Origin of the sequence: Burkholderia catarinensis, assembly GCF_001883705.2 — a bacterium.
In the GTDB taxonomy this organism is placed as follows: Bacteria; Pseudomonadota; Gammaproteobacteria; order Burkholderiales; family Burkholderiaceae; genus Burkholderia; species Burkholderia catarinensis.
This window is the reverse complement of the sequence record NZ_MDEQ02000004.1, coordinates 172,220-192,568: the sequence shown is the minus strand read 5'-3', so window position 1 is coordinate 192,568 and position 20,349 is coordinate 172,220. Positions and strand designations below refer to the sequence as shown.

At 68.3% G+C, this 20,349-nt stretch carries 15 protein-coding genes; 8 read left to right on the top strand and 7 right to left on the bottom strand.

Going from position 1 to position 20,349, the window contains the following annotated elements:
* Nucleotides 1-7: 7 nt before the first annotated feature.
* Nucleotides 8-2,098 (top strand): pseudouridine synthase, encoded by a 2,091-nt coding sequence (locus BFF94_RS08080; RefSeq protein ID WP_219139196.1) that lies wholly within the window; start codon nucleotides 8-10, stop codon nucleotides 2,096-2,098.
* 80 nt (nucleotides 2,099-2,178) lie between these two features.
* On the opposite strand, the gene def is transcribed toward BFF94_RS08080, so the two are convergent.
* From def to BFF94_RS08055, 5 genes are all read right to left on the bottom strand, one after another.
* Nucleotides 2,179-2,712 carry a peptide deformylase gene (def, locus tag BFF94_RS08075; protein WP_128845194.1) on the bottom strand — a complete coding sequence of 178 codons (534 nt, stop codon included), beginning with the start codon at nucleotides 2,710-2,712 and terminating at the stop codon, nucleotides 2,179-2,181.
* Nucleotides 2,709-4,784, bottom strand: coding sequence for an NAD-dependent DNA ligase LigA (gene ligA, locus BFF94_RS08070; RefSeq protein WP_128845196.1), 2,076 nt, complete (start codon nucleotides 4,782-4,784; stop codon nucleotides 2,709-2,711). The genes def and ligA overlap by 4 nt, the downstream gene beginning before the upstream one ends.
* Before the next feature lie 166 nt (nucleotides 4,785-4,950).
* Nucleotides 4,951-6,225 carry a cell division protein ZipA C-terminal FtsZ-binding domain-containing protein gene (locus tag BFF94_RS08065; RefSeq protein WP_128845199.1) on the bottom strand — a complete coding sequence of 425 codons (1,275 nt, stop codon included), beginning with the start codon at nucleotides 6,223-6,225 and terminating at the stop codon, nucleotides 4,951-4,953.
* Between the two features lie 85 nt (nucleotides 6,226-6,310).
* The gene (smc, locus tag BFF94_RS08060) at nucleotides 6,311-9,823 is read right to left on the bottom strand and encodes a chromosome segregation protein SMC (RefSeq protein WP_219139195.1); all 3,513 of its coding nucleotides are present in this window, start codon (nucleotides 9,821-9,823) and stop codon (nucleotides 6,311-6,313) included.
* A gap of 139 nt (nucleotides 9,824-9,962) precedes the next feature.
* The gene (locus BFF94_RS08055; RefSeq protein ID WP_128850743.1) at nucleotides 9,963-10,904 is read right to left on the bottom strand and encodes a DMT family transporter; all 942 of its coding nucleotides are present in this window, start codon (nucleotides 10,902-10,904) and stop codon (nucleotides 9,963-9,965) included.
* Between the two features lie 159 nt (nucleotides 10,905-11,063).
* Between BFF94_RS08055 and dapC the strand changes: the two genes are divergently transcribed.
* From dapC to cls, 6 genes are all read left to right on the top strand, one after another.
* On the top strand, nucleotides 11,064-12,296 hold the full coding sequence (dapC, locus tag BFF94_RS08050) for a succinyldiaminopimelate transaminase (RefSeq protein WP_128850746.1): 1,233 nt from the start codon (nucleotides 11,064-11,066) through the stop codon (nucleotides 12,294-12,296).
* 46 nt (nucleotides 12,297-12,342) lie between these two features.
* Nucleotides 12,343-13,170, top strand: a complete 828-nt coding sequence (dapD, locus tag BFF94_RS08045; RefSeq protein WP_006759623.1) for a 2,3,4,5-tetrahydropyridine-2,6-dicarboxylate N-succinyltransferase — start codon at nucleotides 12,343-12,345, stop codon at nucleotides 13,168-13,170.
* The gene (locus BFF94_RS08040; RefSeq protein WP_128850749.1) at nucleotides 13,170-13,538 is read left to right on the top strand and encodes an ArsC family reductase; all 369 of its coding nucleotides are present in this window, start codon (nucleotides 13,170-13,172) and stop codon (nucleotides 13,536-13,538) included. The genes dapD and BFF94_RS08040 overlap by 1 nt, the downstream gene beginning before the upstream one ends.
* Nucleotides 13,539-13,628: 90 nt before the next feature.
* Nucleotides 13,629-14,768 (top strand): succinyl-diaminopimelate desuccinylase, encoded by a 1,140-nt coding sequence (gene dapE / locus BFF94_RS08035; RefSeq protein ID WP_128850752.1) that lies wholly within the window; start codon nucleotides 13,629-13,631, stop codon nucleotides 14,766-14,768.
* 11 nt (nucleotides 14,769-14,779) lie between these two features.
* Nucleotides 14,780-15,688, top strand: a complete 909-nt coding sequence (prmB, locus tag BFF94_RS08030; RefSeq protein WP_128850755.1) for a 50S ribosomal protein L3 N(5)-glutamine methyltransferase — start codon at nucleotides 14,780-14,782, stop codon at nucleotides 15,686-15,688.
* A 106-nt stretch (nucleotides 15,689-15,794) separates the two neighbouring features.
* Nucleotides 15,795-17,234 (top strand): cardiolipin synthase, encoded by a 1,440-nt coding sequence (gene cls, locus BFF94_RS08025; RefSeq protein ID WP_219139194.1) that lies wholly within the window; start codon nucleotides 15,795-15,797, stop codon nucleotides 17,232-17,234.
* A gap of 63 nt (nucleotides 17,235-17,297) precedes the next feature.
* Here cls and BFF94_RS08020 read toward each other — a convergent pair whose 3' ends face one another.
* Nucleotides 17,298-17,777 (bottom strand): glutathione peroxidase, encoded by a 480-nt coding sequence (locus tag BFF94_RS08020; RefSeq protein ID WP_128850757.1) that lies wholly within the window; start codon nucleotides 17,775-17,777, stop codon nucleotides 17,298-17,300.
* A gap of 136 nt (nucleotides 17,778-17,913) precedes the next feature.
* On the opposite strand from BFF94_RS08020, the gene BFF94_RS08015 reads away from it, so the two are divergent.
* The gene (locus BFF94_RS08015; protein WP_219139193.1) at nucleotides 17,914-19,845 is read left to right on the top strand and encodes an ATP-binding cassette domain-containing protein; all 1,932 of its coding nucleotides are present in this window, start codon (nucleotides 17,914-17,916) and stop codon (nucleotides 19,843-19,845) included.
* 150 nt (nucleotides 19,846-19,995) lie between these two features.
* On the opposite strand, the gene BFF94_RS08010 is transcribed toward BFF94_RS08015, so the two are convergent.
* The gene (locus BFF94_RS08010; RefSeq protein ID WP_128850760.1) at nucleotides 19,996-20,262 is read right to left on the bottom strand and encodes a DUF2866 domain-containing protein; all 267 of its coding nucleotides are present in this window, start codon (nucleotides 20,260-20,262) and stop codon (nucleotides 19,996-19,998) included.
* Between the last annotated feature and the right edge of the window lie 87 nt (nucleotides 20,263-20,349).

Below are 20,349 nucleotides of genomic sequence, written 5' to 3'. Positions count from 1 at the left end.
AGCGTTTATGCGCACCAAATTGACCGTCAAGAATCCGCAGCCGGCGTCGCCGACCCGCGCACCTGTCCGCTCCGGCAGCCACGTCGCCCGCAAGGCGGTGCGCCCCGTCGGGCCGCCCGCAGGAGAAAAGCCGGCCCGCCCGAAGAAGGCGTCCCCGGCAGCCGCCGGCGAACGCACGTTCAAGCCGCGCGGTGCCGCGGGCGCCGAGCGCCCGGGCGCGGATCGTGCAACGGCCAAGCGTGCGCCGCGTGACGGCGGTGCCGAACGCAGCTATCGCGGCACCGACGGCAAACCTGCGGCACGTGGCGAGCGCGGCGAGTCCCGCCCGTATCGCGGCGCCGATGCCGGGCCGGCGGGCGATCGCCGCAGCGGCGACAAGCCGTTCAGCCGCGGCAAGCCCGACGCGCGACCGCCCCGTCGTGGCGACGACGATGCGCGACCGCGCCGTGCGGGTGCCGAAGGCGGCCCGCGCGCACCCTATCGCGACAACGCAGCCGGCGAAGGTGCGAAGCGCAGCTTCGGCGACCGCCGTACGTCGTCGGATCGCCCGCCCCGCCATAGCGATGACGATGCGCGACCGCGCCGTGCCGGTGCAGAAGGCGGCGCACGCGCGCCCTATCGTGACAACGCAGCCGGCGAAGGCGCGAAGCGCAGCTTCGGCGACCGCCGTACGTCGTCCGACCGCCCGCCCCGCCGTAGCGATGACGATGCACGACCGCGCCGTGCCGGTGCAGAAGGCGGCGCACGCGCACCCTATCGCGACAAGGCAGCCGGCGAAGGCGCGAAGGGCAGCTTCGGTGACCGCCGTACGTCGTCGGATCGCCCGCCCCGCCGTAGCGATGACGATACGCGACCGCGCCGTGCGGGTGCCGAAAGCGGCGCACGCGCACCCTACCGCGACAAGGCAGCCGGCGAAGGCGCGAAGGGCAGCTTCGGCGACCGCCGTACGTCGCCCGACCGCCCGCCCCGCCGTAGCGATGACGATGCGCGACCGCGCCGCTCAGGTGCTGAAGGCGGCGCACGCGCGCCCTATCGTGACAACGCAGCCGGCGAAGGCGCGAAGCGCAGCTTCGGTGACCGCCGTACATCGTCGGATCGCCCGCCCCGCCGTAGCGATGACGATGCACGACCGCGCCGCGCAGGTGCAGAAGGCGGCGCCCGCGCACCCTACCGCGACAAGGCAGCCGGCGAAGGCGCGAAGCGCAGCTTCGGCGACCGTCCGGCTCGCCCCGCACGCGACGGCGAGCGTGGCAGCACCGAGCGCCGCTCGTCCGGCGCGGGCCTGAAGGCCGCGCAACCCGTCAAGCGCCAGGCAGCCGACATCGATTACGGCGACGAAACGGGCCTGATGCGCCTGTCGAAACGGATGTCCGAGCTCGGTATGTGCTCGCGCCGCGAAGCCGACGAATGGATCGAAAAGGGCTGGGTGCTCGTCGACGGCGAACGCATCGATACGCTCGGCACCAAGGTACGCGCCGACCAGAAAATCGAGATCGACGAGCGCGCGAGCGCCGAGCAGGCCGCGCAGGTGACGATCCTGCTGCACAAGCCGGTCGGCTATGTGTCGGGTCAGGCGGAGGACGGCTATGAGCCCGCGGCCGTGCTGGTCACGCGCGCGAACCGCTGGAGCGGCGACCATTCGCCGCTGCGCTTCTCGCCGCAGCACCTGCACGCGCTCGCGCCGGCCGGCCGGCTCGATATCGATTCCACCGGCATGCTCGTGCTGACGCAGAACGGCCGGATCGCGAAGCAGCTGATCGGCGAGCAATCGGACATCGACAAGGAGTACCTGGTACGGGTGCGCTTCGGCGAACAGCTCATCGATATCGACCAGCACTTCCCCGCGGAATCGCTCGCGAAGCTGCGCCACGGCCTCGAGCTCGACGGCGTCGCACTGAAGCCCGCGATGGTGAGCTGGCAGAACGGCGAACAGCTGCGCTTCGTGCTGCGCGAAGGCAAGAAGCGCCAGATCCGCCGCATGTGCGAACTGGTCGGCCTCGAAGTGATCGGCCTCAAGCGCGTACGGATGGGCCGCGTGATGCTCGGCGCACTGCCGCAGGGGCAATGGCGCTATCTGTCGGCCGACGAGACGTTCTGACCGCGGGCACGTCACGTCCGCCACGCAATGAAAAAGCCCGCGCGAGCGGGCTTTTTTGCTTTCTGCGAGAAGCCGGGCAGTCAGTCGTCGGCAGCCGGATCGAGCCCCGGGAACAGCACCTCGGTGAAGCCGAAGCGCGTGAAGTCGGTGATCCGCATCGGATACAGCTTGCCGATCAGGTGATCGTATTCGTGCTGGACGACGCGTGCGTGAAAGCCGTCGGCGACGCGATCGATCTTCGCGCCGAACTGGTCGAAGCCGCTGTAGCGCACCTTCGCGTAGCGGCTGACGACGCCGCGCATGCCCGGCACCGACAGGCAGCCTTCCCAGCCCTCTTCCATGTCCGGCGGCAGGTACTCGATCTTCGGATTGATCAGTACGGTCTCGGGCACCGGCGGTGCATCCGGGTAGCGGTTGTTGTTGCCGAAGCCGAAGATGATGATCTGCAGCCCGATGCCGATCTGCGGCGCGGCCAGCCCGGCGCCGTTCGCATGGTGCATCGTCTCGAACATGTCCGCGACGATCTCGTGCAGTTCAGGTGTATCGAACCGCTCGACCGGTTCGGCGACTTCGAGCAGGCGCGGGTCGCCCATCTTCAGGATCTCGCGAATCATGGCGTATTGCCCTCCAGGAGTTGGTGCAGACCGTCTTCGTCCAGCACGGGGATGCCGAGTTCCTCGGCCTTCGCGAGCTTGCTGCCGGCTTCGGCGCCCGCGACCACGTAATCCGTCTTCTTCGATACCGAGCCGGCCACCTTCGCGCCCGCCGCTTCGAGCATCTCCTTCGCGGCATCGCGCGTGAGCGTCGGCAACGTGCCCGTCAGCACGACCGTCTTGCCGGCCAGCACGCCCTGCGGCGCCTTCGGCGCGGGCGGCCCTTCCGCCCAAGTGACCTTGCCCGGCGCGCGCAACTGCTCGATCACGGTCCGGTTGTGCTCCTCCGCGAAAAACTGGTGAAGCGACTCGGCGACGATCGGCCCGACATCGTTGACTTCGAGCAGTTCTTCGATCGACGCGTCCATGATCGGCGTCAGAGAGCCGAAATGCTTCGCGAGATCCTTCGCGGTCGATTCGCCGACATGACGGATGCCGAGCCCGTAGATGAAGCGCGCGAGCGTCGTGTGCTTCGCCTTCTCGAGCGAGTCGAGCAGATTCTGTGCGGACTTCTCGGCGAACCGGTCGAGCTCGGCGAGCGTCGCGAAGCCGAGATTGAACAGGTCGGCCGGCGTGCGCACGAGATTCAGCTCGACGAGCTGGTCGATGATCTTCTCGCCGAGCCCGTCGATGTCGAGCGCGCGGCGCTGCGCGAAGTGCCACAGCGCCTGCTTGCGCTGCGCCGGGCAGAACAGGCCGCCCGTGCAACGGGCGATCGCCTCGTCCGGCAGGCGCTCGATCTTCGAGCCGCACACCGGGCATTCGGTCGGCATCACGAATTCGGCCGCATCGGCCGGGCGTCGGTCGAGCAGCGCGCCGACGACCTCCGGAATCACGTCGCCCGCGCGCCGCACGATTACGGTGTCGCCGATCCGGATGTCCTTGCGGCGCACCTCGTCCTCGTTGTGCAGCGTCGCATTGGTCACGGTCGCGCCGCCGACGAACACGGGCTCGAGGCGCGCGACCGGCGTGATCGCGCCGGTTCGGCCGACCTGCACATCGATCGCGACGAGCTTCGTCAGCGCCTCCCGCGCGGGGAACTTGTGCGCGAGCGCGAAGCGCGGCGCGCGCGACACGAAGCCGAGCCGCTCCTGCTCGTCGCGCCGGTTGACCTTGTAGACGACGCCGTCGATGTCGTACGGCAGCGACTCGCGCTTCTCGCCGACCGTGCGGAAGAAGCCAAGCAGGCCTTCGGCGCCGTGCACGACCGCGCGCTCGCGGTTCACGGGCAGACCGAGCGACTCGTACCAGTCGAGCAGCGCGCTGTGCGTGTCGGGCATCGGCATCCCGTCGAGCACGCCGATCCCGTACGCGAAGAACGACAGCGGACGCTGCGCGGTAATCTTCGAGTCGAGCTGGCGCAGGCTGCCGGCCGCCGCGTTGCGCGGGTTCGCGAATTCGCGCTGCTCGGCCGCGCGCTGGCGTTCGTTCAGGCGTGCGAAATCGCGCTTGAACATCAGCACCTCGCCGCGCACGTCGAGCATGGCCGGCACGTTCTTGCCCTTCAGCTTCAGCGGAATCGAGCGGATCGTGCGCACGTTCTCGGTCACGTCCTCACCCGTCGTCCCGTCACCGCGCGTCGACGCCTGCACGAACACGCCTTGCTCGTAGCGCAGCGAGATCGCGAGGCCGTCGAACTTCAGTTCGCACGCGTATTCGACGGGTTCCGTCACCGAGCCGGCGAGATCGGTCGTCTTGTCGAGCGCGTCGGCAACGCGCTTGTCGAACGCGGCGATGTCCTCGTCGGCGAAGCCGTTGTTCAGCGACAGCATCGGCGCGTCGTGGACAACCGGCGTGAAACCGCCGGCCGCCTCGCCGCCGACGCGCTGCGTCGGCGAATCGGGCGTCACGAGTTCGGGATGGTCGGTTTCGAGCTGCTGCAGTTCGCGGAACAGCCGGTCGTATTCGGCGTCGGGCAGATCCGGCTGGTCGAGCACGTAATAGGCGTAGTTCGCCCGCTCGAGTTGGTCGCGCAGCCACGCGGCGCGCGCGTCGGGCTGGCTGGCTGGCGGTTCGGCTTGGGTTCGGGCCATGCTGGCGGCAGATTCGTTCTGAGAAAATCGGATGCCCGATTATCTCAGTTTGACGCCGCGGCGGGGCGTGCAATGCGTGCCCGATGAGCGTGCTGCAGCGCACCCGGAAAGGTGTGCGCTGCAGCGATGAACGGCGGCGCCGAAGCCCGCCGCCCGCTCCTTCGCGTTACTGGCTGAAGAGGCGGCGCGTGACCGGCGAACCGGCCGGAATGCCGGCTTCCTCGAGCTTCGCGTACAGCTTCATCAACTGCTGCTCGATCGCCAGCAGCGTCGACTCCGGCAGCGGCCGGCGCGAATCGTCGACGACCCGTGCGCCGATCCGTTCCGACAGCGACTTCGCGTAATCGCACATCAGCCGGAACGGCAGGATGTCCTCTTCGGCGACCGGCACGTCGAGCACCAGCGTGATCATGTTGCCGCCCTTGTACGTGAGGTCGTCACGCAGGAAGTTCGTGTCGCCGAACTGCAGCATGAACACGGGGTTCTGCTTCGCGTCGAGCTTCACGAAGCGCGTGCCGTCGCGCGACAGCAGCAACCCGTCCTGCGACGCGACCGCCTGCACGTAGTTCGCCGACCACGGTGCGCCGTCCGACATCACGTTGATCGACAGTTGTGCGTCGCACTGCGCGGCGAACGCGTCGAGCTCGCGCGCCATCGCCACCGTCTCCATCATGTCCGGAAATTCCGGCGCGCCGTCGATCGCGTCGGCGAACTGCTGGACGCCCGTCACGAATTCGGAGAACTCGAGCTCGTTCAGCGCACCGCCGCGGTTCGCGAGCTGCGCGGCCGCGCGCAGTTCGTCGTAGCGCACGCCGTTCTGCAGCAGCTCCCATTGGCCGCCTTCCGGCTTGCCTTCGATATGCACGGGCTTGCTGCCCGCGCGGCGCAGCCGCTGCGCGACCGGCAGGATCTTGTCGCCCGGCAGCGGCCCGGCGAGACGGATCGGCACGATGCAGTCGATCCGGCGATCGACGATCGCGGGCGGCGCCGACGAGATCGTCGTCGCGGCCGGCAGCACGGGTTCGGTCGGCTCGGCCGCCTCGGCGGGCGCTTCGTGCACGGCGGCAGTCACCGTGCCTTCACCGGCAGCCGGCTCCGTCGACTCGGGCGGCATATCGACGCCGGTCGCCTCGGCCTGCAGATCGGCCGGCATATCGGCAGGCGCCGCGCCGCCGAACGTCGGCTCGACGCGCGAAACTTCAGCCGGCGTGGCAGTCGCCGCGGCCGGTGCCGCGGGCTCGCGACGCACCGGCTGACGCACCGGCTCGATGAACGGCAACTCTTCGTCGCGCTCGGGGCGGTTCATCGCCTCGGCCGCTTCCTCCGGCATCGGACGCGGCATCCTGCGCCGCACCTTCGCGCCCTGCCATGCGTTGTAGACCACGACGCCGCCCACCACGACAGCGCCCGCGCCGATCAAACCGAGTGTCAACTCGTCCATGCATGCTCCATCAGCAATTCTTTTTCGTCGGGACCGCGAACGGGCGCCCATGCGCCGCGCGAACGCGATCCGGTTTCGTCAAACGTCAATTCTGGGCAAAACCCGCGGCGGTTTCCATGTCCACCGCAACGATCCGCGACACGCCCTGCTCCTGCATCGTCACGCCGATCAGTTGCTGCGCCATCTCCATCGCGATCTTGTTGTGCGAGATGAACAGGAACTGCGTCTTTTCGGACATCGCGCGCACGAGATTCGCGAACCGTTCGGTGTTCGCGTCGTCGAGCGGCGCGTCGACCTCGTCGAGCAGACAGAACGGCGCCGGGTTCAGCTGGAACATCGCGAACACCAGCGCGGTCGCGGTCAGCGCCTTCTCGCCGCCCGACAGCAGGTGGATCGTCGCGTTCTTCTTGCCGGGCGGCTGCGCCATCACCTGTACGCCGGCATCGAGGATCTCGTCGCCCGTCATGATCAGCCTCGCCTGGCCACCGCCGAACAGGCGCGGGAACAGGTCGCTGAAATGACGGTTGACCTCGTCGAAGGTGCCCTGCAGCAGCGTGCGGGTTTCCTGGTCGATCTTGTGGATCGCGTCCTCGAGCGTCGTGATCGCATCGATCAGGTCGGCCGACTGCGCGTCGAGGAACACCTTGCGCTCGCTCGCGGCCTTCAGCTCGTCGAGCGCGGCCATGTTCACCGGGCCGAGCGCGTTGATCGCGTTGTTGAGCCGCGTGACCTCGCCCTGCAGGTACGACGGTTTCAGGTCCGGCGTCAGCTTCGCGGACAGCGCGGCCTCGTCGACCTCGGCCGTCGCGAGCTGCTCGGCAAACTGCTCGACGGACAGGCGCGCGGCCTGCTCCTTCAACTGCAATTCGGTGATGCGGTCGCGCAGCGGCTGCAGCGAGCGCTCGGCGACGAGGCGCTGCTCGTCCGACGCGCGCAGCTTCGCGGTCAGGTCGTCGAGCTCGATCCGCGCGGCCTGCAGCGCTTCTTCCTTCACCGCGCGAATCTCGAGCGCGTCCTGCAGGCCCGTGTGCGCGGTCTGCTCGTTGATCGTCTCGAGTTCGGCGCGCACGTCTTCCAGCGACGCGGCGACGCGCTCGCTCTGCTCGTGCGCGACCTGGATGCTGCGCTTGAGCTCGTCGATCCGGGTCACCGCGTTGCGCGCGGCGAAACGCGCGTCGTTCGCGCCGCGCTCCAGGTCACGCGCTTCCTGACGCGCCTGCGTCAGCGATTCGTCGAGCGATTCGAACGCGAGCTGGTTGTCCTCGAAGCGCGCCTGCAGTTCCGCGAGTTCGCCGTCGAAGCGCTCGAAATTCGCTTCCGACTCCGCGCGCAGCGCGCGCTGCTCCTCGATCTGCGCGCCGATTTCCTCGAGTTCCTCGCGGATCTGCGTGCTGCGCTGCGTGTAACGTTCATGCGCCTGCGCGAGCTTCAGCACGTCCATCTGCAGCGCGTGCACGCGCTGCGTCGCGCGCTCGGCCTGCGCGCGCACGTCGCCGAGCGCCTGCGTGGCCTGCGTGTGCGCGGCTTCCGCGCGCACGGCGGCCGTACGCGCCTCGTCGGCGAGCAGCGCCTGCGCACGCACCTGGCGCGTCAGGTTTTCGATTTCCTGCTGGCGGGCCAGCATCCCGGCCTGCTCCGAATCGGCCGCATAAAGCTGCACGCCGACACGCGTGACGATATGGCCGGCCTTGACGACGAACGCGCCGCCCGCCGGCAACTGCGTGCGCGTCGCGAGCGCCTGCGCGACGTCGTCGGCGACATACACGTTGCCGAGCCAGTCGTTCAGCACCGCGCGAATGCCGGCGTCGTCGATACGCACGAGCGACAGCACGGGGCGCAGCCCGGCCAAGGCCGCCGGCGGTTCGCCGGCCGGGGGCGGCGCGTAGAACGCGAGCTTCGCGGGCGGCGCATCGGTCGCGAACGCCTTCACCCAGTCGAGATTCGACACTTCGAGCGCGGCGAGGCGCTCGCGCAACACGGCCTCGAGCGCCGCTTCCCAACCCGCTTCGACGTGCAGCTTCTTCCACAGGCGCGGCAGCGCGCCAAGCTCGTGCTTGTCGAGCCACGGCTGCACCTTGCCTTCCGTCTGCACGTTTTCCTGCAACTGCTTCAGCGCGGCAAGGCGCGCCTCGAGCTGGTGGATCTGCGCGGCTTCGGCCTGCACGCGCTCCTGCGCGGCGCGGCGCTCGCCATCGAGACGCGGCACCGTTTCCTGCGCGTCGGCGAGGCGCGCCTGCGCTTCGGCGAGGATCTCTTCCTGCTCGGCGAGCTGCATGCGCAGCTCTTCGAGCTGGACTTCGTCCGGCGCGTCGAGCCCGCCCGCTTCGCTCTTCAGGCGCTCATGGCGCTGCTGAAGCTGCTGGAGCTGCTGGTCGGCGTTGCGCTGGTGCGCGGCTTCGAGCTTCAGCGACTGTTCGGTCTGCGCGATCCGCGCGCGCTCGTCGTTGAGCTGCGCCTGCGCGTCGCGCCACTTCGCTTCGAGCGCCGGCAGCGCGTCGTGCTTCGCGGCTGCGTTGTCGTCGGCGAGCGCGGCCTTCTCGTCGGCCATCGCGCGCGCCTCTTCGGCGTCCTCGAGCTCGTCCTGCGATTTCTCGGCCTGCGCGCGCCATTGCTCGCGCTGCGCGTTCAGCGCGGCGATCTGCGCCTGCACGCGATTGCGCGATTCGACGATGAACTTGATCTCGGCTTCAAGGCGGCTCACTTCGGCATTCGCCTCGTAGAGCGAACCCTGCGCGCCCTGCATCGCATCGCTCGCCGAGTAATGCGCGACGCGCAGCGTCTCGAGCTGCGACTCGACCTCGCGCAGCTTCGCCGTCTGCGCCTCGAGGTCGATCTGCCCCTGTTCGATCGCGCGCTGCTGCCTCTGCTGTTCGCCGGCGGCCTCGTTCTTGCGCAGCAGCCACAACAGGCGCTGCTTCTCCTCGCCGTCGGCGACGAGTTCCTTGTACTTGGTCGCGACGACGGCCTGCGCCTCGAGCTTCTCGAGGTTCGCACCGAGTTCGCGAACGATGTCCTCGACGCGCGTCAGGTTCTCGCGCGTGTCGTGCAGGCGGTTCTCGGTCTCGCGGCGGCGTTCCTTGTACTTCGATACGCCCGCGGCTTCCTCGAGGAACACGCGCAGCTCTTCCGGCTTCGCCTCGATGATCCGCGCGATCATGCCCTGCCCGATGATCGCGTACGCACGCGGCCCGAGGCCCGTGCCGAGGAAGATGTCCTGGATGTCGCGGCGGCGCGCCGGCAGGTTGTTGATGTAGTAGCTCGACGTGCCGTCGCGCGTCAGCACGCGCTTCACGGCGATCTCGCCGTACTGGCCCCACTGCCCGGCCGCACGGCCGTCGGAGTTGTCGAAGATCAGTTCGACGCTTGCCCGGCTGCCGGGCTTGCGGGCGGTCGAGCCGTTGAAGATCACGTCCTGCATCGACTCGCCGCGCAGCTCGGAGGCGCGCGACTCGCCGAGCACCCAGCGCACGGCATCGATGATGTTGGACTTGCCGCACCCGTTCGGGCCCACCACGCCGACAAGCTGGCCCGGAACCTGGAAATGCGTGGGATCGACAAAGGATTTGAAGCCAGCGAGTTTGATCGAGCTCAGACGCACGGCGGTATCGGATGTGAAGAAGGTGTGAAACGGACGGGGCCGCGCTGCGCGGGGCCGGACGGCCCATGCGCGCGACGCGCCCCGGAATTCAAAAACGGGGCCGCGCGCATACAGCGTTGGGCCCCGCAAACGGCTTCCATCATACCATCGCGCGTGCGCCGTCCCGACCGTCGCCGGGTTTGTCCGGTGCCGGCGCGGCACGATGGACCCGGCTCGACAGCAGCGTCGCCAGCACGATGCACACGCCGCCCGCCCACTCGCGCGCGGTCGGCAGCTCGTTCGCGAACACCCACGCCGACAGCGCGGTGATCACGATCTCGAACAGCATGATGATCGACGCGCGGTTCGCCGGCACGCGCGCCAGGCCGTATTGCACGAGCAGGTTGTTCACCGCCATCGTCACGCCGATCGCGCCGATGATCAGCGCGGCGACCCCGAGCTGGCCGCCCGCCGGCACGGCCGGCAGCCCTTCGAACAGCGACGCGATCGCGCCGAACACCGCGGCGCCGCCGAACAGCGTCGCGGTACGCATCTCCGCGCGCATCCCGGGCAGCTCGCGGCTCGCCTTGATCACGAGCACGTTGCTCATCGCGAAGCTCAGCCCGGCCGCGAGACCGGCCCATTCGGCCGGATTGGCCGGCAGCGGCAAGCCGAGCTTCGGCGACCACAGCATCAGCATCGCGCCGCCGATCGACAGCGCCGCCAGCCCCGCACCGGCCCAGGTCAGCCGCTCGCGCAGCAGGAAATGCGCGTAGATCGCGGTCCAGGCGGGGGTCAGGTAGAACAACAGCATCACGCGCAGCACCTCGCCGTGGATCGTGCCCCACACGAACCCGAGGTTCGTCACGCCGGCCGTCACCGCGATGCCGGGCAGCACCCAGTGCCAGCGCAGCGTCGCGATCGTGCGGTGCCGCGCGACGATCACGAACAGGAACGCGACGAGGCTCGTCAGCGCGCTCGCCAGCGTGCCCGTCACGCCGAGCGACGCGAGGATCCGCAACGGATACCAGATCAGGCCCCATACCGATGCGCCGATCAGGATCGCCAGCGTCGGCAGGCTGCCGCGTACCGCGTTATTCATTTGGTTCAATACCCTTTATTCGACCGGCCCGGCCGCCGCTCCGGCGGGCCGTGACCGCAGTCCATCACGCTATAATCATCCGTTGCGACCCGCGCGCCGTCGGCGCCCGTTCGCAGCCGCGCGGCGCGCCCGCCGCTTCTTTCGCTCCAACCGGCCGCGATGGCCGCTTCGCCCGTGAACCCTCGACTCGACTCGCTCCAGCCCTATCCCTTCGAAAAGCTGCGCGCCCTGTTCAAGGACGTGACGCCCACCGGCGCCCTCAAACCGATCAGCTTCGGCATCGGCGAGCCCAAGCACCCGACCCCGGCGCTGATCCGCGACGCCGTGGTGGCCGCGCTCGACGGCCTCGCGTCGTATCCGGCCACCGCCGGCTCGGACGCGCTGCGCACGTCGATCGCGCACTGGCTCGAGCGCCGCTACGGGCTGCCGGCGATCGACCCGGCCACGCAGGTGCTGCCCGTGTCGGGGTCGCGCGAGGCGCTGTTCTCGCTCGCGCAGACCGTGATCGACGCGCGTCCGTCCGAGCTGGGCGAGAAGGCGATCGTACTCTGTCCGAATCCTTTCTATCAAATTTACGAAGGCGCGGCGCTGCTGGCCGGTGCCGAACCCTATTTCGCGAACAGCGACCCGGCCCGCAACTTCGCGTGCGACTACGCGGCCGTGCCCGACGAAGTCTGGGCGCGCACGCAACTGCTATACGTGTGCTCGCCGGGCAACCCGACGGGCGCCGTGCTGACGCTCGACGACTGGCGCGAGCTGTTCGCGCTGTCCGACCGCCACGGTTTCGTGATCGCATCCGACGAGTGCTATTCGGAAATCTATTTCGACGAAGCGGCGCCGCCGCTCGGCGGTCTCGAGGCCGCGCACCGCCTCGGCCGCGGCTTCGAGCGCCTCGTGATGCTGTCGAGCCTGTCGAAGCGCTCGAACGTGCCCGGCATGCGCTCGGGTTTCGTCGCCGGCGACGCGGCGCTGCTGAAGAAATTCCTGCTGTACCGCACGTACCACGGCGCGGCGCTGTCGCCGGTCTGGCAGCACGCGAGCATCGCCGCGTGGAACGACGAGGCGCACGTGCGCGAGAACCGTGCGCTGTACCTGCAGAAGTTCAAGACGGTCACGCCGATGCTCGCCGACGTGATCGACGTGAAACTGCCCGATGCCGCGTTCTACCTGTGGGCCAACGTGTCGCGCACCGGGCTGTCGGACACCGAGTTCGCCCGCCGCCTGTACGCCGACTATAATGTGACGGTTCTGCCCGGCTCGTACCTGGCGCGCGACGCGCACGGCACCAACCCGGGCCGCGATTTCATCCGGATCGCGCTCGTCGCGGGCACCCCCGAATGCGTCGAGGGCGCGCAACGCATCGTCGATTTCTGCCGGGCTCTCGCGCGGTAAAACGTCCATCCCGATCAATTCCACCCCATCTCCTGCGAAAACGAACATGTCGCAACAACTTCAGCAAATCATCGATACCGCCTGGGAAAACCGCGCCGAGCTGTCGCCGAAGGCCGCACCGGCCGACGTCCGCGAAGCCGTTGCTCACGCGATCGAGCAGCTCGACCGCGGCGCGCTGCGCGTCGCCGAGAAAATCGACGGCAACTGGACCGTGCACCAGTGGCTGAAGAAGGCCGTGCTGCTGTCGTTCCGCCTGGAAGACAACGCACCGATGCCGGCCGGCGGCTACTCGCAGTTCTACGACAAGGTGCCGTCGAAGTTCGCGAACTACACGGCCGAAGACTTCGCCGCGGGCGGCTTCCGCGTCGTCCCGCCGGCCATCGCTCGCCGCGGCTCGTTCATCGCGAAGAACGTCGTGCTGATGCCGTCGTACACCAACATCGGCGCGTACGTCGACGAAGGCACGATGGTCGACACGTGGGCCACGGTCGGTTCGTGCGCGCAGATCGGCAAGAACGTGCACCTGTCGGGCGGCGTCGGCATCGGCGGCGTGCTCGAGCCGCTGCAGGCGAACCCCGTCATCATCGAAGACAACTGCTTCATCGGCGCGCGCTCGGAAGTCGTCGAAGGCGTGATCGTCGAGGAAAACTCGGTGATCTCGATGGGCGTGTACCTCGGCCAGAGCACGAAGATCTACGACCGCGAGACGGGCGAAGTCAGCTACGGCCGCATCCCGGCCGGCTCGGTCGTCGTCGCCGGCAACCTGCCGTCGAAGGACGGCTCGCACAGCCTGTACTGCGCGGTCATCGTCAAGAAGGTCGATGCAAAGACGCGCGCGAAGGTCGGCCTGAACGAGCTGCTGCGAGGCGACTGATGGCGAAGCCGCACACCGTGGTCGTCTACGGCATCCCGAACTGCGACACCGTGAAGAAGGCCCGCGTGTGGCTCGACGATCACGGCGTCGAATTCGAGTTTCACGATTTCAAGAAGCTCGGCGTCAGCGCGCCGCTGCTTGAAGACTGGCTGAAGGACGTGTCGCTCGACGCGCTCGTGAACAAGCGCGGCACCACGTGGCGCGGCCTGGGCGATGCGATGAAGGCGGCCGCCGAAACGAAGGCCGGCGCCGTCGCGCTGATGATCCACAAGCCGTCGGTCATCAAGCGTCCCGTGCTCGTCGTCAACGGCCGCGTGAAATCGCTCGGCTTCGCGGCTGATCAATACGCGTCGCTGTTTGCCGCATAGGGCCGCCCGCGCTGCGCCTGTCGGCGCAGCCCGACGTCTTGTCGCTGCCGGCCACCGTGCCGGCATTTTTTATCGAAAGTGGTCCGAACCATGTCCGCCACCCTAGCCCTTACCGAACAGCTGATCGCCCGCGCGTCCGTGACGCCCGACGACCAGCATTGCCAGCAGATCATGACCGAGCGCCTCACCGCGCTCGGCTTCGAATGCGAGACCATCGCGTCGCACGGCGTGACCAACCTGTGGGCCGTCAAGCGCGGCGCCGACGGCCGCGACGGCAAGCTGCTCGCGTTCGCGGGTCACACCGACGTCGTGCCGACCGGCCCGCTCGAGCAGTGGACCTCGCCGCCGTTCATTCCCGCCCATCGCGACGGCAAGCTATACGGCCGCGGCGCGGCCGACATGAAGACGTCGCTCGCGGCGTTCGTCGTCGCGGCCGAGGAATTCGTCGCGGCCCATCCCGGCCACCGCGGCGCGATCGCGTTCCTGATCACGAGCGACGAGGAAGGCCCGGCCACCGACGGCACCGTGAAGGTCGTCGAACTGCTGCAGGCGCGCGGCGAACGCGTCGACTTCTGCATCGTCGGCGAGCCGACGTCGACCGCCGAGCTCGGCGACGTCGTCAAGAACGGCCGCCGCGGATCGATGTCGGGCGAACTGGTCGTCAAGGGCGTGCAGGGCCACATCGCGTATCCGCACCTCGCGAAGAACCCGATCCACTTGCTCGCGCCGGCGCTCGCCGAGCTCGCGGCCGAGCAGTGGGACGAAGGCAACGAATACTTCCCGCCGACCACCTGGCAGGTGTCGAACCTGCACGCCGGCACCGGCGCGACCAACGTGATCCCCGGCCACGCCGACCTGCTGTTCAACTTCCGTTTCTCGACCGCCAGCACGGTCGAGGGCCTGCAGGCACGCGTGCACGCGATCCTCGACAAGCATGGCCTCGAATACACGCTGAAGTGGTCGGTGAGCGGCCTGCCGTTCCTCACGCCGCGCGGCGAGTTGTCGGGCGCGCTGGAAAACGCGATCCATACCGAGACCGGCATCACGACCGAGCTGTCGACGACGGGCGGCACGTCGGACGGCCGCTTCATCGCGCGCATCTGTCCGCAGGTGATCGAGTTCGGCCCGCCGAACGGCAGCATCCACAAGATCGACGAGCACATCGAGGTGCGCTTCGTCGACCCGCTGAAGAACGTGTACCGCCGCGTGCTCGAACAACTGATCGCCTGATGGAGCCTCGCATGACGACACCTTTTGTAACTGTTCGCGACCTGCTGCGCTACGCAGTCACGCGCTTCTCGAAGGCGAAACTCGCGTTCGGCCACGGCTCCGACAACGCGTACGACGAAGCGGCCTACCTCGTGCTGCGCACGCTCGAGCTGCCGCTCGACACGCTCGAGCCGTTCCTCGACGCACGGCTGCTGCCCGACGAAATCGCGGCCGTGCTCGCGGTGATCGAGCGGCGCGCGACCGACCGCGTGCCGGCCGCGTACCTCACGCATGAAGCCTGGATGCATGGCCACCGCTTCTACGTCGACGAACGCGTGATCGTGCCGCGCTCGTTCATCGGCGAACTGCTCGACGACGGGTTGCAGCCGTATGTCGCCGATCCCGAGCAGGTTGGCGCGGTGCTCGAACTGTGCACGGGCTCCGGCTGCCTCGCGATCCTGGCGGCGAGCGCGTTCCCGAACGCCGAGATCGACGCAGTCGACCTGTCCGACAAGGCACTCGAGGTGGCCGAGATCAACGTGCGCGACTACGGCCTCGAAGACCGCGTCGCACTGCACCGCGGCGACCTCTACGCGCCGCTGCCCGCGTTCCGCACCGATCCCGGCGCACGCTACGACGTGATCCTGACGAACCCGCCGTACGTGAACGCGTCGTCGATGGCCGCGCTGCCGCCCGAATACCGGCACGAGCCGGAAATGGCACTCGCAGGCGGCGACGACGGGATGGACATCGTGCGACGCATCGTCGCCGAAGCGCATCGCTGGCTGCATGACGACGGCGTGCTCGTCGTCGAGATCGGCAACGAGCGCGAGCACGTCGAAGCCGCGTTCGGCGGCCTCGAACTCACGTGGCTGCCCACCAGCGCGGGCGACGACACCGTGTTCCTGATCCAGGCATCGGACCTGCCGCGCAAGGCCTGAGCCCCCGGCTCCCCAACCGTGCGGCGCACCGCTGCGCCGCACGGTTGGGTAAGATGCGCGTAGGCGGCCGTCGCGCCGCACGACCTCAGGAGTCCGTCACGCGCCCATGACCCTCGACTGGCTACATCTCGGCACCCTGATCCTGACCATCCACGTGCTCGGGATCGTCGCGGCGTGCCACGCGATCATGAACACGCGCACGTCGCAAGGCGCGATCGCATGGGCCGTCTCGCTCGCGGCCATGCCGTACCTGACGCTCATTCCGTACCTGTTCCTCGGCCGCAGCAAGTTCTCCGGCTACGTCGACGCGCGGCGCCACGAGCTGGAAATGTTGCGCATGCACACACCGCGCTCTCCCTGGCCCAGCACCGATGCGACCGACGGGCCGGCCGCCGACGCGCTCGGCCAGGCTGCCGTGCTCGCGCTCACGCGGCTCGGCGGCATGCCGTTCCTCGGCGGCAATTCGGTGCGCACGCTCGTGAACGGCGACGCGACGTTCTCGGCGATCCTGTCGGCGATCGACGCCGCGCGCGACTACGTGGTCGTCCAGTTCTTCATCGTGCGCGACGATGCGCTCGGCCAGATGCTGCGCGACTCGCTGCTCGCACGCGCGGCGGCCGGCGTGCGCTGCTGCCTGCTGTACGACAGCATCGGCAGCTTCGACCTGCCGCACAGCTACGTCGACACGCTGCGCCGGGGCGGCGTCGAGGTTCATCCGTTCGCGACCAACCGGACGTTCGTCAACCGCTTCCAGCTGAACTTCCGCAACCATCGCAAGATCGTCGTCGTCGACGGCAATCGCGCGTTCGTCGGCGGGCACAACGTCGGCGTCGAATATCTCGGCGCGAAGCCGCGCCTGTCGCCCTGGCGCGATACGCACATCGAGATACGCGGCCCCGTGGTCGCGAGCATCCAGTACGTGTTCGCCGAAGACTGGCACTGGGCGACGCAGAAGCTGCCGCCGCTCGCGCTGCCGCCGCCCGCGCAGCCCGGCGACAACATGCATTGCCTCGCGGTGCCGATGGGGCCGGCCGACAAGCAGGAAACCGGCTCGCTGTTCTTCGTCGAGGCGATCAACGCCGCGCGCGAGCGGGTCTGGATCACCACGCCCTACCTCGTCCCCGACGAAGCCGTGATCGCCGCGCTGAAGCTCGCCGTGATGCGCGGCGTCGACGTGCGCATCCTGATCCCGAGCCGGCGCGATCACTACGTGGTATTCGAGGCATCGAGGCTGTACGCACGCGACCTGGTCGATGCAGGCGTCAAGGTGTTCCGCTACCGGCCGGGCTTCCTGCACCAGAAGGTCGTACTGATCGACCGCATCGCGGCAGCGATCGGCAGCGCGAATCTCGACAACCGCTCGTTTCGCCTCAATTTCGAGATCATGGTGCTGACCGTCGACCGCGCATTCGCCGACGAGGTCGAGACGATGCTCGATGCCGACTTCGCGCAAGCGTACGAGGTCGATGCGAACGAATACCGCCAGTCGCCCGCATGGCGGCGCATCGCGATGCACGTCGCGCGGCTGTTCGCGCCGATCCTGTAACGGCCGGGACGACGGCGGCGTCCGTGCAATCGGCACCGACGCCGCGAACGCCGTCGGCAGCCGTCACAACAGCTTGTCGATATCCGCGGCGATTTCGTCGGGTTTGGTCGACGGCGCGTAGCGCTTGACGATGCGCCCTTCGCGGTCGATCAGGAATTTCGTGAAATTCCACTTGATCGCCTTGAGGCCGAGAATGCCGGGCGCCTCGTCGGTCAGGTAGCGGTACAGCGGATGCGCATGGTCGCCCTTCACGTCGATCTTCGCGAACATCGGGAACGTGACGCCGTAATTGCGCTCGCAGAACGTGCCGATCTGCGCGGCGTCGCCGGGCTCCTGCTTGCCGAACTGGTTGCACGGGAAGCCGAGCACGAAGAAGCCGCGCGCGGCGTACTGGTCGTACAGCTTCTGCAGGCCCGCGTACTGCGGCGTGAAACCGCACTCGCTGGCGGTGTTGACGATCAGCAGCACCTTGCCGCGATACGCGTCGAGCGAGGCCGGCGCACCGGCGAGCGTCTCTGCGCTGAACGAATACAGGGTGGACATCGGGCACTCCTTTTACGAAACCGGATCGACGTGGAGTCTAGGCGAAATTTCACCGTTGCGGCATCCGCCGAGCGGCCGATGTCCGGTGCGGGCGGCGCGCAGTCTAGAATAGCGGTTTTGGCCAGTCATTTCCGCCGTGATCCGTTTCAATCAGTTCAGCCTTGCGCGCGGCACCAAGCCGCTGTTCGACTCGACCTCGTTCGTGCTCAATCCCGGCGAGAAAGCCGGCCTGATCGGCGCGAACGGCGCCGGCAAGTCGACGCTGTTCGCGGTTCTGCGCGGCGAGCTGCACTCGGACGCCGGCGATTTCTCGATGCCGCCGTCGTGGCGGATCGCCCATGTGTCGCAGGAAACGCCCGCCGTCGATCGCTCGGCGCTCGACTACACGCTCGACGGTGATGCCGCGCTGCGCGAGATCGAGGCACGCATCGCCGCCGCTTCCGCCGCGCATGACGGCGCCGCCGAAGCCCACGCGCACGCGGCATTCGCCGACGCCGACGGCTACACCGCGCCCGCCCGCGCCGAGGCGCTGCTGCTCGGCCTCGGCTTCACGCTTGCACAGACGCGCGAATCCGTCGCCAGCTTCTCCGGCGGCTGGCGCATGCGCCTGAACCTCGCGCAAGCGCTGATGTGCCGCTCCGACCTGCTGCTGCTCGACGAACCGACGAACCACCTCGACCTCGACGCGATCGTCTGGCTCGAAGACTGGCTGCACCGCTATCCCGGCACGCTCGTCGTGATTTCGCACGACCGCGAATTCCTCGATTCGATCTGTAACGTCACGCTGCATCTGGAAAACCGCCAGGTGAAGCGCTACGGCGGCAACTACTCGCAATTCGAAGTGCTGCGCGCGCAGCAACTGGCGCTGCAGCAAAACGCATACGAAAAGCAGCAGAAGACGATCGAGCACCTGCAGAGCTTCGTCGACCGCTTCAAGGCCAAGGCCACCAAGGCCAAGCAGGCACAAAGCCGGATGAAGGCGCTCGAGAAGATGGAGCTGATCGCGCCCGCGCACATCGCGTCGCCGTTCACGTTCGAATTCCGCACGCCCGACGCCGCGCCGAACCCGATGATGGTGATGGAAGACGTCCGCTGCGGCTACCACGCCGACGACGGCGCGGAAATCCCGATCGTCGAGCGCGTGGCGCTGTCGATCCAGAACGGGCAGCGCATCGGCCTGCTCGGCGCGAACGGACAGGGCAAGTCGACGCTGATCAAGACGCTCGCCGGCACGCTCGCGCCGCTGTCGGGCCACGTCCGCGACGGCAAGGGGCTGACGATCGGCTATTTCGCGCAGCACCAGCTCGAAACGCTGCGCGAGGACGATTCTCCGCTCGCTCATCTGGCGCGGCTCGCGCCCGACACGCGCGAGCAGGAGCTGCGCGACTTCCTCGGCGGCTTCAATTTCTCGGGGGACATGGCGACGAGTGCCGTCGGCCCGTTCTCGGGCGGCGAGAAAGCGCGCCTCGCGCTCGCGCTGATCATCTGGCAGAAGCCGAACCTGCTGCTGCTCGACGAGCCGACCAACCACCTCGACCTCGAAACGCGCCACGCACTGACGATGGCGCTCGCGCAGTTCGAAGGCACGCTGATCCTCGTATCGCACGACCGCCACCTGCTGCGCGCGACGACCGACCAGTTCATGCTGGTCGCGAAGCACCGGCTGCAGCCGTTCGACGGCGACCTCGACGACTATCGCGACTGGCTGCTGCAGCACGCGGCCGAGCAGCGCGCGGCCGCGAAGGCCGACGGTGCGGCTTCGCCGGGCGCGGGTGCGGCGGCCAACCGCAAGGACCAGAAGCGTCAGGCCGCCGAGGAGCGGCAGCGCCTGTCGGTGTTGAAAAAGCCGCTGCAGACGCGCATCACGAAGCTCGAAAAGGAAATGGAGACGCTGCACGCGGAGAAGGCGCGACTCGATGCGTTCGTCGCCGATCCGGCGAGCTACGAGGCCGCGCGCAAGACGGAACTGACCGACGCGATCCGCAAGCTCGGAGACGTCAACACACGTCTCGAAACGATCGAGGCCGACTGGCTCGCCGCGCACGAGGAGCTCGAGCAGATCGGCTGAACGCGGCCGCGTGCCGGCCGGCCGATCGCCGGCCCGGCACGCCAGTGCCCATGGTGCCTCGATAACCCACTGGGCCCTCGCCGGGCCCGGATGCGACAAGGCCGGGCGCGCCGGCCCGGCCTGTTAGTTTCTTGCCGTCGCGCTTCCGGCTCAGCGTCGCGGCAACGTGTCGCGCGGCATCTGCTCGTCGTCGCCCATCAGGTACCGGCGCCCTTCGGCCGGCCGCCTGATCGCCGCGGCAACCTCCGCTTCCGTCACGTCCTCGGACACGACCTTGCGCGCCAGGCGCCCTTCCTCGTCGATCCATTCGACGATCCGGCATCCGCCGCCCCAGGGCTGGCGAATCGGCTCCGACACGCGGCAGCCGCGCAGGTTGTAAAGGCGTCCGCCCGGCGCTTCCCCATACGATTTCAACATAGGTTCCCTTCGCATTGCTGGTTCGGCAATCCGGCAAAGGATAGGGAAAAGCGATGTCCGGCGGGTTACAGGCGCCTACATATTCTT

Bases quoted from the DNA above. Each gene is read 5' to 3' on its own strand.
- BFF94_RS08080 (WP_219139196.1), top strand. From the start codon at position 8: ATGCGCACCAAATTGACCGTCAAGAATCCGCAGCCGGCGTCGCCGACC.
- def (WP_128845194.1), bottom strand. From the start codon at position 2,712: ATGATTCGCGAGATCCTGAAGATGGGCGACCCGCGCCTGCTCGAAGTC.
- ligA (WP_128845196.1), bottom strand. From the start codon at position 4,784: ATGGCCCGAACCCAAGCCGAACCGCCAGCCAGCCAGCCCGACGCGCGC.
- BFF94_RS08065 (WP_128845199.1), bottom strand. From the start codon at position 6,225: ATGGACGAGTTGACACTCGGTTTGATCGGCGCGGGCGCTGTCGTGGTG.
- BFF94_RS08055 (WP_128850743.1), bottom strand. From the start codon at position 10,904: ATGAATAACGCGGTACGCGGCAGCCTGCCGACGCTGGCGATCCTGATC.
- dapC (WP_128850746.1), top strand. From the start codon at position 11,064: ATGGCCGCTTCGCCCGTGAACCCTCGACTCGACTCGCTCCAGCCCTAT.
- dapD (WP_006759623.1), top strand. From the start codon at position 12,343: ATGTCGCAACAACTTCAGCAAATCATCGATACCGCCTGGGAAAACCGC.
- BFF94_RS08040 (WP_128850749.1), top strand. From the start codon at position 13,170: ATGGCGAAGCCGCACACCGTGGTCGTCTACGGCATCCCGAACTGCGAC.
- dapE (WP_128850752.1), top strand. From the start codon at position 13,629: ATGTCCGCCACCCTAGCCCTTACCGAACAGCTGATCGCCCGCGCGTCC.
- prmB (WP_128850755.1), top strand. From the start codon at position 14,780: ATGACGACACCTTTTGTAACTGTTCGCGACCTGCTGCGCTACGCAGTC.
- cls (WP_219139194.1), top strand. From the start codon at position 15,795: ATGACCCTCGACTGGCTACATCTCGGCACCCTGATCCTGACCATCCAC.
- BFF94_RS08020 (WP_128850757.1), bottom strand. From the start codon at position 17,777: ATGTCCACCCTGTATTCGTTCAGCGCAGAGACGCTCGCCGGTGCGCCG.
- BFF94_RS08010 (WP_128850760.1), bottom strand. From the start codon at position 20,262: ATGTTGAAATCGTATGGGGAAGCGCCGGGCGGACGCCTTTACAACCTG.